This window comes from Halomicrobium sp. HArcel3 (assembly GCF_058933135.1).
This window is the reverse complement of the sequence record NZ_JBZYDN010000002.1, coordinates 551,018-563,995: the sequence shown is the minus strand read 5'-3', so window position 1 is coordinate 563,995 and position 12,978 is coordinate 551,018. Positions and strand designations below refer to the sequence as shown.

Sequence of the window (12,978 nt, the reverse complement as noted above, 5' to 3'; positions counted from 1 at the left end):
GCTACTCCCCAGTCCGGGATAGGGCTGTGGATGCACGCGGACGGCCGCCCCTCGTGGAGTGCGACACGCGCCGGCACATCGAAACCACCGAGTAGGGGCGTCTCGTCGCAGGGGACGATGAACCAGGCGCAGGTCCGGGCACAGGTCCGGCCGGTCGCGCTCGTCGCCGGCGGCGGCATTCTCGGTGCCGTCGCCCGCCACGCCGTCACCGTCTCGCTACCGACTGCCGCCATCTCGGTGCCGAGTGCCGTCCTCGGCACGCTCGTGGTGAACGTCGTGGGCAGTTTCGCGCTCGGGGTGGTGCTGTCCGAGGCCCGCCTGGCGACGGCGCTCTCTGCCGAGACGCGCCTCGTCGTCGGGACCGGCTTCCTCGCCTCCTTCACGACCTACAGCACGTTCGCCGTCGAGACCGCCTCGCTGTCGCCGCGACTGGCCGTCGTCAACGTCGCCGGCAACTACGCCCTCGGTTTCCTCGCAGTCGTGGTGGGCCAGGTCGTCGCGAGGTGGTCCTCGTGACCCCGTCCGTCCTCGGCACGTTCGCCTTCACTCCGTTCTTCCTCGTGGGGCTGGGCGGCGCCGGGGGCGCGGTCGCTCGCTACCTCGTCGGCACGTACGTCGAGCGGACCACCGTCGACACGCTCGCGGTGAACGTGCTGGGAAGTTTCGTCCTCGGCGCGCTCGTCGCGGTGCCGTCGCTCGACCCGATCGGTCCGACGTCGCTCGCCGTCGGCGTCGGCTTCTGTGGCGCCTTCACGACCTTTTCCTCGTTCGCGGTCGAGACCGTCCGACTCGCCGAGACGGGACGGCCCCGCCGCGCCATCGTCAACGCCGTCGGGACCCTCGTCGCGGCGCTCCTCGCGGTCACAGCTGGTGGCGCCGCTGTCGCAGCGGTCTGGTAAGCCGTGGCCCCTTGCGGCCGCCGTGAGCGCGTCGTCGACCAGTGCCGTCCGCCGCCCATCGATTCTGGTTCGGAACGTACAGATCAAGGAGTTAGCGATCGGTGGCTTCCAGGATTGTCGCTGTTAGCACGACGTCAAACACCTCGAAAGCCCTCGGCGCGCTCGACTCGTGCGAACCCGCTGCGCGCGCTCGTTCCTCGCGTGCTTGCGGGTTCGGACTTCGTCGACCCCGCCTCGCCCTTTCAGTCCGCCAGGAATCAGCACCGCTCGTGCACGGAGGCACTCGCGATTAGACCGCCACCCCTCCCCGGATTCGGCGCGGACGCGCCGAATCACGCTTCCTGCCCGCTCCGCAACCGCACGGCCGGGAGCGCGTTTCATCGCGCGACCCACCGAAAGACTCGGCACACCTCGTCTTTCGAGCCCACACTCGCTTCGCTCCCGTGGAAGGGGAAGGGCAGGCTGCGGTGCTGTGCTGGCCTGGGGTCCTGCCGAGCGTAGCGAGGCAGGGCTCGTCAGAGCTTGCTCTGACGGTGGACTGAAAGGGCGAGGCGTGGTCCGGGAACCCGGGCGCAGTAAGCGACCGCGAGAGCTCCGCTCTCGCGTAGTCCTCAGCTCCGCTGAGGGCACCGCAACGCAGTGAGGAGCGTGGTTCGAAAGGCGCGCAGCGCCTTTCGTCATCACGAGAGAGCGAAGCTCTCTCGAACGACAGCGAGCCCCGGGACCGGAGCGCGCCGAGGGCTTTCTGGCTGTTGTTGATATCGTTTCTTCCATCGAGATCACGACGAACCAACTGGTCTGTACACACGACTATACACCGACCAGGCCGTCTCAGTCCTCGACGTCCTCGGAAAAGACCGAGCGCAGTTCCTCGACGCGTTCGACGAGGTGGTCGACCCCCTCGTTGATCGCCGCGACCTGGTCCTCGACGTCGGCCGGCGGGACGGCGCCCTGCTGGCTCGGCTCCACCACCCCGTCGTTCTCCAGCATCCGCACCGACTGGCGCACCTTGTGCTCCGGGATATTCGTCTCCTCTGCGAGGCTGACGATGTCGATGGGCCCGTGTTCGATGACGGCCCGGAAGATCGCCACGTCCCGGCGTTCTTTCTCGACCTGGTCGGCCAGTCGATCCATACCCATGTGCGCCTCTATCGTGGATATCGGCCGACACACCTTAAACGCCCCAGTTGGATCACCGCCGAGCGAGTGACCACCCTGCCCGCGGGCCGGCGACGAGAGCGAGCGTCGGACAGCTGTTCCCGGCTCACTCGTCGCCGAGCGGCTTGCGGCGGAGTTCGTCGAGGTCGTCGCGGAGTCGCGACAGCGCCGACTCGAGTTCCTCCCGCCGGTCGATGAGCGCGCTCAGCTCCTCGGTGTTGACCGAGTACCCCTCCTCCAGCGCGACGTCGAGCGCATCCGTGGTCGCCTCCACCAGGTCCGTCGAGAGGTGCAGCACTTCCGAGGGCGTCCCGCGAGACTCGAACAGCTCCCGTTCGCCGGAGCGTGGCTGGTAGCCGACGATGGGCGACTCGACCCCCCGGTGGTACGAGACCGTGTAGCTCAGGTCCGTCACGGGGTTCCGGCGGTCCTCGGACACCTCGGTGCGCACGATGGCGAAAGCGTCGGTCAACGAGCCGTACGTCTCCGAGAGGTCGCGCAGCCGGTCCGCGGCCGTCACGTCGAGCTGTGCCTCGACGTCGCCGAAGAACTGCTTCGAGCCAGAGAGACTGAACGCGACGGTGTAGAACACCGCTTCGTCGTGTTCGGCCAGGTTGCGAACTCGCTCGTGGACCTCGTCGTGGCGGCCCTCGATGGAGAGCTTCTCCAGTTCGTCGAGGAGCGCGCGCGTCCCGCGTTCGCGCTCCAGAAACGCCTCGACGATGGTCCGCGGCATCGAATCGCCGTCCACGTCGTCCATAGCACCGAATGCGTGCCGGCGCAGTTAACTGTTTTCAGGGGGCAGGCGGTCGCTGCCCGGTCACCGTCTCGCCATCGGAGACCGGAGTCGCCGCGATGGCACCCACGACCCCGTGCCACGGGTTCCCACAAAGCCTTTACCGCGGAGCCGACTCGTACTCCCTGTCCGCCTCCCGCGGTGGGACGGACGCCACTGACAGGGCGCGGGGAGTTCCCCCGCACGTGCCGTTCTTCGACGAGTACTCGACAGGTATCGGGAGTGTCCGACTAGCGCTCACGCCCCGGCAAGTGGTCACGCTCCGGCGACTGGCAACCGGATCGAGACGACCGTCCCGTCGCTGTTGGACAGCGGGACCGACAGCGAGCCGCCGCTCGCGGTGACGATGAACCGCACGACCCAGAGGCCGATACCGCGGGAGTGCGTCAGCGCGTCCTCGACGCCGTCCTCCAGCACCGCGCGTTCGATGTCTGGGATCCCCGGCCCGTCGTCGGTGATGCGGACGACCGCTTCGTCGCCCTCGCGATCCAGCGACACCGTCACGTTCGGGTCGCGGTCCTCCTGGTGGACGACGGCGTTGCCGAGCAACTCCTCGACGGCGATGGCGAGCCGTGGGTGGGCGACGACTCGCTGGGACGGCGACGGCTCGAGTTCGAACGTCGCCGCTGGAAACTCCTCGCGCGCCGCCGCGACCGCCTCCTCGACGACCGCCGTCAGGTCCTGTTCCATCGATTCGGTCCGGTCGTCGAACACCACGTCCCGGAGGTGCTGGGACTTCGCGGCGATGTTGGACAGGGTCACCGCCTGCCGCTGGATGCGTTCGTGGTTCTCCGCGGGGTCCCCCCGTCCAGACTGCAGCAGGTCGACGTTGTTCTGGATCACGTCACAGCTGTTCCGCAGATTGTGCCGTAACAGCCGATGGAGCACTGTCGCGTGCGCCACCGTCCGTTCGAGGCTCTCGTTCGTCGCGGCGAGTCGTCGCTGCTCGCGACGGACGAGCCAGAAGATGAGGAGTCCCGACAGCGCGACGAACACCAGTCCCTTCACCGTCTGGCCGAAGCGCAGGTTCGCGGCGTCCTGAAAGAGCACACCTATCACCCAGTCAGAGAAGAGTATCCAGGCCCCGCTCAGGAGTACGTACGCGGCCGTGATCCTCACGGCACCGTGCGACGTTCCCCACCCCTGGTTGCCCATTACGTCAGGATTGCATATTCACTGTTGAAAAGCTTGCCGTCCGTTGCATGCCAATTACACGTGGAATTAGACAGGTGTCCGTCGATTTCCCATAGATTAGAATGCCAACCATTCCTCGAATCGAGTGATAACGAAGCAGTGGGCGAGTGCACGGGCTGTGACGTACGGGGGCTCACAGCAACCGCTCTCCAATTTCGGTGACTCGCGACACAGCAAAGCTGGTCGCTCACGAATTTGGTTCGAGAAAACGCCCGGAGCGGGATTTGAACCCGCGTCACGACCGTGACAGGGTCGTATGATGGGCCACTACACCATCCGGGCTACACTCACAGGTATCCCGGTGTTATACTTAAGGCTTCTCAAAAACGGCGCCATTGTGGGGCGGTGTCGTGGGGAATGAAAACACGCCCGGCGGACCGATAGGTCGCAGAGTCTGCACCACAGACGGGCCGCAGAGTCCTGGCAGATCGGCAGTGGCCGCTGGCTCGGTCGAATCGGGATTCCTGTCGTCCAGTCGGCACCCCCGCGACCGGCGCGGGAACGGAGGTATCGGCGGAAATCAGTCCAGAGACGCGCCATGGACCACAAATTCCTCGAATCTGGGTAACCCAAACTACTATGAGTGAGATAGTCCTATGGCTGGGTAAGACGCTCGGCCGACCACCGGGGTCGGATAGCCACGGCAGACTTACTTCGTAAGCGTTACATGGGTGTGGTCAATAGCGACCTGTAGTATCTCGTGACTGCAACCTTCTCCACTCACCGGCCACACAAACCATGGTAGATGTAAGCCAACACGAACTCGTCCCAGACCACACCGTCGTCGACGACGAGGAGATCGAAGACGTGCTCGAGGAGTACGACATCAAGAAAACAGACCTCCCGAAGCTACAGCGACTCGACCCCGCGGCCCCCGACGAGGCCAGCGTGGGCGACGTCGTCAGAGTGACCCGGGACTCGCGGACGACCGACCAGGCAGTCGTCTATCGACTGGTGGTGGACTGAGATGGACACCGCCGACCACCGCGCGATCTCGCGCGAGTACTTCTCCCGGGAACGACTCGCCGAACACCACTTCCGCTCGTTCAACGCCTTCCTCAACCGCGGCATGCAGGAGGTCGTCGACGAGAAGGAGACCATCGACACCGACATCGGCGACAAGGAGGGCCAGGAGCCCGTCTACGTCGAACTCGGCGACGTCCGCGTCGTCACCCCGCGCGTGCGAGAAGCCGACGGGAGCGAAGAACTGCTCTACCCCCAGGAGGCACGCCTGCGGAACATCACCTACTCCGCGCCCGTCTTCATGGAGATGGCGATCATCAAGGGCGGGGAGGAGGAAGAGGAACGCGTCGTCGACCAGACCGAGACCAAGATCGGTCGGATGCCGATCATGGTCGGCTCGGACAAGTGTAACATCGCCGGCTTCACCGAGGAAGAGCTGATCGACATCGGCGAGGACCCGGCCGACCCCGGCGGCTACTTCTGTGTCAACGGCTCCGAGCGCGTCCTGATGACCAGCGAGGACCTGGCACCGAACAAGATCCTCGCGGAGTACGACACCAAGTACGGCGACGAGGTCCAGGTCGCCAAGACCTTCTCCCAGCGCCGTGGCTACCGCGCCCTCGTGCTCTGTGAGCGGACCCGCGACGGCATCCTCGAAGTCTCCTTCCCCAGCGTCTCCGGTTCCATCAACTTCGTCACGCTCGTGCGCGCGCTCGGCCTCGAATCCGACGAGGAGATCGTCCACCGCGTCAGCGACGACCCCGAGATCGTGAAGTTCATGCTGGAGAACCTGGAGGCCGCCGACGTCCAGACCACCGAGGAGGCCATCGAGACCCTCGGGAAGCGCGTCGCCTCCGGGCAGGGCAAGAACTACCAGCTCAAGCGGGCCAACTACGTCATCGACCGGTACCTCCTCCCGCACCTCCACGAGGACGGCGTCGACGAGGAGGACGTCCGCATCAACAAGGCCTTCTACCTCTGCCGGATGGCCGAGGCGTGTTTCGAACTCGCCCTCAACCGCCGCGAGTCCGACGACAAGGACCACTACGCCAACAAGCGCCTCAAGGTCAGCGGCGACCTCATGCGCGACCTGTTCCGGACGGCGCTGAACAAGCTGGCCCGGGACGTGAAGTACCAGCTCGAACGCGCGAACATGCGGAACCGGCAGCTCTCCGTCTCCACCGTGGTTCGCTCGGACGTGCTGACCGAGCGACTCGAACACCCCATCGCGACGGGGAACTGGGTCGGTGGCCGTTCTGGGGTTTCACAGCTCGTCGACCGGACGAACTACATGGGCGTCCTCTCGCACCTGCGCCGGCTGCGCTCGCCGCTGTCGCGCAGCCAGCCCCACTTCGAGGCGCGTGACCTGCACGCGACCCAGTGGGGTCGCATCGGACCCTCGGAGACCCCCGAGGGGCCCAACTGCGGACTGGTGAAGAACTTCGCCCAGGCGATGGAGCTCTCCCAGAACATCGAGGACGACCAGGAACTGAAGCAGGAACTCGCCGAGATGGGCGTTTCGGGCATCCCCGGAATCGACCGCATCGAACAGCAGCCAGCAGACGACTAAATCATGAGTCAGGGACGCGACGCCAAAGTGTACGTCAACGGCAGTCTGGTTGGGACCCATCCCAGCCCCGAACAGCTCGCAGAACAGATCCGGCAAGCCCGACGCCGGGGCGACGTCTCGGAGATGGTCAACGTCTCCGTGCGCGACCGCACCGACGAGGTCATCGTCAACGCCGACGCCGGCCGCGCCCGCCGACCGCTCCTGGTCGTCGAGAACGGCGAGCCCCTCATCGACGAGGAGGAGGTCACGGCGCTGAAGGACGGCGATCTGGAGTTCGAGGAACTTGTCGACCGCGGCAAGGTCGAGTTCATCGACGCCGAGGAGGAAGAGGACATCCTCGTGGGCGTCGAGGAAGAGGACCTCACCGAGGACCACACCCACCTCGAAGTGGACCCGCAGCTCATCTTCGGCATCGGTGCCGGGATGATCCCCTACCCCGAGCACAACGCCTCGCCCCGCATCACGATGGGGTCGGGGATGATCAAGCAGTCGCTGGGGCTGCCCTCCGCGAACTACCGCATTCGCCCGGACACGCGCCAGCACCTGTTGCACTACCCGCAGCTCTCGATGGTCAAGACCCAGACCACCGAACAGATCGGCTACGACGACCGCCCGGCCGCCCAGAATTTCGTCGTCGCCGTGATGAGCTACGAGGGGTTCAACATCGAGGACGCGCTCGTCATGAACCGCGGCTCCGTCGAGCGCGCGCTCGCTCGCTCGCACTTCTTCCGAACGTACGAGGGCGAGGAACGGCGCTACCCCGGCGGCCAGGAGGACCGCTTCGAGAAGCCCGACGACGAGGTCCGAGGCGCGCGCGGCGAGGAAGCGTACACCCACCTCGACGAGGACGGCCTCGTCAACCCCGAGACCCGCGTCGGCGAGAACGACGTCCTGCTCGGCAAGACGTCGCCGCCGCGATTCCTCGAAGAGCCCGACGACATGGGCGGTCTCTCGCCACAGAAGCGCCGGGAGACGTCCGTGACGATGCGCTCCGGTGAATCTGGCGTGGTCGACACGGTCACGCTGATGGAGGGCGAGGACGGCTCGAAGCTCTCCAAGGTCAGCGTCCGTGACGAGCGGATTCCGGAACTCGGCGACAAGTTCGCCAGCCGGCACGGCCAGAAAGGCGTCGTCGGTCACCTGGCGCCCCAGGAGGACATGCCCTTCACCGAACAGGGCGTCGTCCCCGACCTGGTCCTGAACCCGCACGCGCTCCCATCGCGCATGACGGTCGGCCACGTTCTGGAGATGCTGGGCGGCAAGGTCGGTTCGCTCGAAGGCCGCCGCGTCGACGGGACGGCTTTCACCGGCGAGGACGAGGAGGAACTGCGCGGTGCGCTGGTCGACCACGGCTTCGACTCCTCCGGGAAGGAAGTCATGTACTCCGGCGTCACCGGCGAGAAGATCGAAGCGGAGATCTTCGTGGGGAGCATTTTCTACCAGAAGCTCTACCACATGGTCTCGAACAAGCTGCACGCCCGCTCGCGCGGGCCCGTGCAGGTGCTGACCCGCCAGCCCACCGAGGGGCGTGCCCGCGAGGGCGGCCTGCGCGTGGGCGAGATGGAACGGGACGTGCTCATCGGTCACGGCGCGGCGATGGCGCTCAAGGAACGGCTCCTCGACGAGTCCGACCGCGAGTGGATCAACGTCTGTGGCCAGTGTGGCATGTCCGCCGTCGAGAACGTCGAGCAACGCCGCATCTACTGTCCGAACTGCGACGAGGAGACGGACGTCCACGAGGTGGAGATGTCCTACGCGTTCAAGCTCCTGCTCGACGAGATGAAGGCGCTCGGCATCGCCCCGCGCATCGAACTGGAGGACGCAGTCTAAGATGAGTTCACAACAGACACCCAAAACGATCGGGTCCCTCAACTTCGGCCTGATGGACCCCGAGGAGTACCGGGAGATGAGCGCGACGAAGGTCATCACGGCCGACACGTACGACGACGACGGCTTCCCCATCGACATGGGGCTGATGGACCCGCGCCTGGGCGTCATCGACCCGGGGCTGGAGTGCAAGACCTGCGGCAAGCACTCCGGGTCGTGTAACGGCCACTTCGGCCACATCGAACTCGCGGCGCCGGTCATCCACGTCGGCTTCAACAAGCTCATCCGACGCCTGCTCCGGGGCACCTGTCGCAACTGCTCGCGCCTGGTGCTTGACGAGCACGAGCGCGACGAGTTCCGCGACCGTCTCACCCGCACGCGCGAACTGCAGGAGGACCTCAACGACGTCACCAAGGCCGCCATCCGGCAGGCCCGAAAGAAGGACACCTGTCCGTTCTGCGGCGAGGTCCAGTACGACATCCAACACGAGAAGCCGACCACGTACTACGAGGTCCAGCAGGTGCTGTCCTCGGAGTTCTCCCAGCGCATCGTCGCCGCCATGGAGGGCGACGAGGAGGAGGAGGACTCCCAGCCGGTCTCCCCCCAGGAACTGTCGGACAAGACCGGCATCGCCGCCTCGCGCGTCCAGGAGATAATCTCCGGGGAGTTCCGTCCCCGCGAGGAGGACCGCAAGGCCATCGAGAAGGTCCTCGACGTCGACCTGACCGAGGAGGACATGAACAAGCTGATGCCCAGCGACATCCGGGACTGGTTCGAGGACATCCCGGACGAGGACATCGAAGTGCTCGGGATGGTCGCCGAACGCTCCCGGCCCGAGTGGATGATCCTGACGGTGCTGCCGGTGCCGCCGGTCACCGCCCGTCCCTCCATCACGCTGGACAACGGCCAGCGCTCCGAGGACGACCTGACCCACAAGCTGGTCGACATCATCCGCATCAACCAGCGGTTCATGGAGAACCGCGAGGCCGGTGCGCCCCAGCTGATCATCGAGGACCTCTGGGAACTGCTCCAGTACCACGTCACCACGTTCATGGACAACGAGATCTCGGGCACGCCGCCGGCGCGACACCGCTCCGGCCGCCCGCTCAAGACGCTCTCCCAGCGCCTGAAGGGCAAGGAAGGTCGCTTCCGTGGCTCGCTGTCCGGGAAGCGCGTCAACTTCTCGGCGCGAACCGTCATCTCGCCGGACCCGACGCTCTCGCTGAACGAGGTCGGGGTGCCGGACCGGGTCGCCAGCGAGATGACCCAGACGATGAACGTCAACGAGCGCAACCTCGAGGAGGCCCAGCGCTACGTGGCGAACGGGCCCGAGGCCCACCCCGGTGCCAACTACGTCAAGCGGCCCGACGGCCGCCGGCTCAAGGTGACCGAGAAGAACTGCGAGGAACTCTCGGAGAAGGTCGAGCCCGGCTGGGAGGTCAGCCGGCACCTCATCGACGGCGACATCATCATCTTCAACCGCCAGCCGTCGCTCCACCGGATGTCCATCATGGCCCACGAAGTGGTCGTGATGCCGTACAAGACGTTCCGGCTCAACACCGTCGTCTGTCCGCCGTACAACGCCGACTTCGACGGCGACGAGATGAACATGCACGCGCTGCAGAACGAGGAGGCCCGTGCGGAGGCCCGCGTCCTCATGCGCGTCCAGGAGCAGATCCTCAGCCCGCGCTTCGGTGAGAACATCATCGGCGCCATCCAGGACCACATCAGCGGGACGTACCTACTCACCCACGAGAACCCGCACTTCAACGAGACGCAGGCCCTGGACCTGCTTCGCGCCACGCGGATCGACGAACTGCCGGAGCCCTCGGGTACCGAGGACGGCACGCCGTACTGGACCGGCCGCGACCTGTTCTCGGAGCTCCTCCCCGACGACATGAACCTGGAGTTCACGAGCGAGGCCGGCGACGACGTCGTCATCGAGGACGGTCAGTTGCTCGAAGGGACTATCGACGACAGCGCCGTCGGCGGCTTCGGCGGCGAGATCGTCGACACCACGGCGAAGATGTACTCGAAGACCAGGGCGCGCATCCTGATCAACGAGGTCGCCTCGCTGGCGATGCGCTCGATCATGCACTTCGGGTTCTCGATCGGGATCGACGACGAGTCCATCCCGGAGGCCGCGGAGGAGCACATCCAGGAAGCGATCGACAACGCCTACGAGCGCGTCCAGGAGCTCATCGAGACCTACGACCGGGGCGAACTCGAGTCGCTCCCGGGCCGCACCGTCGACGAGACCCTGGAGATGAAGATCATGCAGACGCTCGGGAAGGCACGTGACTCCGCCGGTGACATCGCGGAGGACCACTTCGCGGACGACAACCCGGCCGTCGTCATGGCCGAGTCCGGCGCCCGTGGATCGCTGTTGAACCTCACCCAGATGGCCGGCTGCGTCGGCCAGCAGGCGGTTCGGGGCGAGCGGATCAACCGCGGGTACGAGGATCGTACCCTGAGTCACTTCAAGCAGGACGACCTCTCCGCGGACGCCCACGGCTTCGTCGAGGCCTCCTACCGCAGCGGCCTCGACCCCAAGGAGTTCTTCTTCCACGCGATGGGTGGCCGCGAGGGGCTGGTCGACACGGCAGTCCGGACCTCCAAGTCCGGCTACCTGCAGCGCCGGCTCATCAACGCGCTCTCGGAACTGGAGACCCAGTACGACGGCACCGTCCGGGACACCTCGGACACCATCGTCCAGTTCGAGTTCGGCGAGGACGGTACCTCGCCGGTGCGAGTCTCCTCCGACGAGGAGAACAGCGTCGACGTCGAGGGCATCGCCGACCGCGTCCTCGACGAGGAGTTCCAGTCGGCCGAACAGAAACAGGAGTTCCTCGGCGAGCGCGCCGAGCCGACGAACCTGTCCGAACACGCGGACGACTGGTGGATGGCGGAGGGTGACGACTGATGACACGAGCAGACGTATCCGACGACGTCGAGGCCGTCGTGGAGGACACCGACCTCCCGCGACGCCTCAAGGACGAGGTGTACGACACGGTCGAACAGCGGGGTCTCACCGTCGACGAGGCCGACGACGTCGCCAGGGCCGTCGAGTCACGGTACCTCGACACCCGGGTCGACCCGCTCGACCCCGTGGGAACCGTCTCGGCCCAGTCCATCGGGGAGCCTGGGACGCAGATGACGATGAACACGTTCCACTACGCGGGCGTCGCCGAGATCGACGTCACGCAGGGGCTGCCCCGGCTCATCGAGCTGGTGGACGCCCGGAAGACCCCGGACACCCCGATGATGACGGTCCACCTCGACGACGAGTACGCGACCGACCGGGAGAAGGCCCACGAGGTCGTCTGGAACATCGAGGCGACGCGCATCCTCGCGCTGGGTGACATCTCGACGAACGTCGCCGACATGCTCGTCCAGATCGACCTGAACGACGAGACGCTGATGGAGCGGTGGCCGACGGTCTCCCGCACGGAGGACGTCGCCGACGAGATCGCCGAGACAATCGAGTCGAACCTCGGCGTGAAAACCCGACGATCGGGGACGGTCATCGAGTTCGGACCCGAGGAGCCGTCCTACCGGGACCTGCTCCAGCTGGTAGAGGAACTCCGGGAGATCGTCTTCAAGGGGATCGAGGAGATCAACCGCGTCGTCATCCGCAAAGAGGAGACCGACGACGGCGAGGAGTTCGTCCTCTACACCGAGGGCTCCGCGTTCGGCGACGTGCTCGGCATCGAGGGCGTCGACGCCTCGCGGACGACGTGTAACAACATCCACGAGATCAAGAGCGAACTCGGCATCGAGGCGGCCCGCGAGACCCTGATCAACGAGACGATGCACACCCTCGAAGAGCAGGGGCTCGACGACGTGAACATCCGCCACCTGATGCTGGTCGCCGACATCATGACGAACCGCGGCGAGATCGAGTCCATCGGTCGCCACGGCATCTCCGGCAACAAGCAGTCCGTGCTCGCGCGGGCGGCGTTCGAGGTGACGGTCAACCACCTGCTCGACGCCGCGATCCACGGCGAGATCGACGCCCTCGACGGCGTCACGGAGAACGTCATCGTCGGGAAGCCGATCAAGCTCGGCACCGGCGACGTCGACCTGCGGATGGGTGCCAAACAGGACTGATGGTCGTCGAACGCTCGGACGAGGCCCGCCGGCACCTCGCGCTGTTCGAGGACGAGGCCGGCGTCGGCGTCCGGGACTGCGTCGTCGTCGAGGACCACGACCTGGTCGTCTTCCTCGTCGAGGCCGGCGAGATGGCCGACGCCATCGGCCCCGGCGGTCGCAACGTCGAGCGCGTCGAGCGCGAACTCGACCGGGACGTCAAACTCGTCGAGGACGCCCCTTCCGCCGCTGGGGTCGTCGCCAACGCGCTGGCGCCCGCCACGGTGAACAACGTCACCATCTCGCGGAACCAGGACACCGTCGCCTACGTCGAGGTGGCCAGTGAGGACCGCGGCGTCGCCATCGGCACCGGCGGGAAGAACATCGACGCCGCGCGTCGCCTGGCCGAGCGCCACTGCGACGTCGACGGCATCGAACTGACGTAGGCGGTCGCTCTTTTCGGCGTTCGACAGCCCCCCAGT

The 12,978-nt window shown here is 66.2% G+C and carries 11 protein-coding genes and 1 tRNA gene; 8 read left to right on the top strand and 4 right to left on the bottom strand.

Going from position 1 to position 12,978, the window contains the following annotated elements; all coding sequences use genetic code 11:
• Window positions 1–117: 117 nt before the first annotated feature.
• A complete protein-coding gene (locus AC5FRV_RS08635) occupies window positions 118–516 on the top strand; it encodes a fluoride efflux transporter FluC (RefSeq protein ID WP_493560682.1) in 399 nt (132 codons plus the stop codon).
• Window positions 513–899 (top strand): fluoride efflux transporter CrcB, encoded by a 387-nt coding sequence (gene crcB / locus AC5FRV_RS08630; RefSeq protein ID WP_493560681.1) that lies wholly within the window; start codon window positions 513–515, stop codon window positions 897–899. The genes AC5FRV_RS08635 and crcB overlap by 4 nt, the downstream gene beginning before the upstream one ends.
• An 831-nt stretch (window positions 900–1,730) precedes the next feature.
• On the opposite strand, the gene AC5FRV_RS08625 is transcribed toward crcB, so the two are convergent.
• The 4 genes from AC5FRV_RS08625 to AC5FRV_RS08610 all read right to left on the bottom strand — a co-directional run bounded on the left by AC5FRV_RS08625 (window position 1,731) and on the right by AC5FRV_RS08610 (window position 4,329).
• Window positions 1,731–2,033: a helix-turn-helix domain-containing protein gene (locus tag AC5FRV_RS08625; protein WP_493560680.1), complete on the bottom strand. Its 303-nt coding sequence runs from the start codon at window positions 2,031–2,033 to the stop codon at window positions 1,731–1,733.
• A gap of 130 nt (window positions 2,034–2,163) precedes the next feature.
• Window positions 2,164–2,817, bottom strand: a complete 654-nt coding sequence (locus AC5FRV_RS08620) for a hypothetical protein (protein ID WP_089815672.1) — start codon at window positions 2,815–2,817, stop codon at window positions 2,164–2,166.
• Between the two features lie 291 nt (window positions 2,818–3,108).
• The gene (locus AC5FRV_RS08615) at window positions 3,109–4,008 is read right to left on the bottom strand and encodes a sensor histidine kinase (RefSeq protein WP_493560679.1); all 900 of its coding nucleotides are present in this window, start codon (window positions 4,006–4,008) and stop codon (window positions 3,109–3,111) included.
• Between the two features lie 248 nt (window positions 4,009–4,256).
• Window positions 4,257–4,329 (bottom strand) — tRNA-Asp (locus AC5FRV_RS08610).
• A 456-nt stretch (window positions 4,330–4,785) separates the two neighbouring features.
• Between AC5FRV_RS08610 and AC5FRV_RS08605 the strand changes: the two genes are divergently transcribed.
• From AC5FRV_RS08605 to AC5FRV_RS08580, 6 genes are read left to right on the top strand one after another with little or no spacing between them, the layout of a single operon-like run.
• Window positions 4,786–5,013 (top strand): DNA-directed RNA polymerase subunit H, encoded by a 228-nt coding sequence (locus tag AC5FRV_RS08605; protein WP_493560678.1) that lies wholly within the window; start codon window positions 4,786–4,788, stop codon window positions 5,011–5,013.
• 1 nt (window position 5,014) lies between these two features.
• The gene (locus AC5FRV_RS08600; protein WP_493560677.1) at window positions 5,015–6,580 is read left to right on the top strand and encodes a DNA-directed RNA polymerase subunit B''; all 1,566 of its coding nucleotides are present in this window, start codon (window positions 5,015–5,017) and stop codon (window positions 6,578–6,580) included.
• A 3-nt stretch (window positions 6,581–6,583) separates the two neighbouring features.
• Complete coding sequence (gene rpoB, locus AC5FRV_RS08595; RefSeq protein ID WP_493560676.1) at window positions 6,584–8,410, top strand: DNA-directed RNA polymerase subunit B; 1,827 nt, start codon at window positions 6,584–6,586, stop codon at window positions 8,408–8,410.
• A 1-nt stretch (window position 8,411) separates the two neighbouring features.
• Window positions 8,412–11,330: a DNA-directed RNA polymerase subunit A' gene (locus AC5FRV_RS08590; RefSeq protein ID WP_493560675.1), complete on the top strand. Its 2,919-nt coding sequence runs from the start codon at window positions 8,412–8,414 to the stop codon at window positions 11,328–11,330.
• Window positions 11,330–12,517 (top strand): DNA-directed RNA polymerase subunit A'', encoded by a 1,188-nt coding sequence (gene rpoA2 / locus AC5FRV_RS08585; RefSeq protein WP_493560674.1) that lies wholly within the window; start codon window positions 11,330–11,332, stop codon window positions 12,515–12,517. Before AC5FRV_RS08590 ends, rpoA2 begins: the two co-directional genes overlap by 1 nt.
• The gene (locus AC5FRV_RS08580; RefSeq protein WP_493560673.1) at window positions 12,517–12,942 is read left to right on the top strand and encodes a NusA-like transcription termination signal-binding factor; all 426 of its coding nucleotides are present in this window, start codon (window positions 12,517–12,519) and stop codon (window positions 12,940–12,942) included. The genes rpoA2 and AC5FRV_RS08580 overlap by 1 nt, the downstream gene beginning before the upstream one ends.
• The last annotated feature ends 36 nt before the right edge of the window (window positions 12,943–12,978 follow it).

Coding starts and splice junctions, on each gene's coding strand:
- AC5FRV_RS08635 (WP_493560682.1), top strand. CDS start 118: ATGAACCAGGCGCAGGTCCGGGCACAGGTCCGGCCGGTCGCGCTCGTC.
- AC5FRV_RS08625 (WP_493560680.1), bottom strand. CDS start 2,033: ATGGATCGACTGGCCGACCAGGTCGAGAAAGAACGCCGGGACGTGGCG.
- AC5FRV_RS08620 (WP_089815672.1), bottom strand. CDS start 2,817: ATGGACGACGTGGACGGCGATTCGATGCCGCGGACCATCGTCGAGGCG.
- AC5FRV_RS08615 (WP_493560679.1), bottom strand. CDS start 4,008: ATGGGCAACCAGGGGTGGGGAACGTCGCACGGTGCCGTGAGGATCACG.
- AC5FRV_RS08605 (WP_493560678.1), top strand. CDS start 4,786: ATGGTAGATGTAAGCCAACACGAACTCGTCCCAGACCACACCGTCGTC.
- AC5FRV_RS08600 (WP_493560677.1), top strand. CDS start 5,015: ATGGACACCGCCGACCACCGCGCGATCTCGCGCGAGTACTTCTCCCGG.
- rpoB (WP_493560676.1), top strand. CDS start 6,584: ATGAGTCAGGGACGCGACGCCAAAGTGTACGTCAACGGCAGTCTGGTT.
- AC5FRV_RS08590 (WP_493560675.1), top strand. CDS start 8,412: ATGAGTTCACAACAGACACCCAAAACGATCGGGTCCCTCAACTTCGGC.
- rpoA2 (WP_493560674.1), top strand. CDS start 11,330: ATGACACGAGCAGACGTATCCGACGACGTCGAGGCCGTCGTGGAGGAC.
- AC5FRV_RS08580 (WP_493560673.1), top strand. CDS start 12,517: ATGGTCGTCGAACGCTCGGACGAGGCCCGCCGGCACCTCGCGCTGTTC.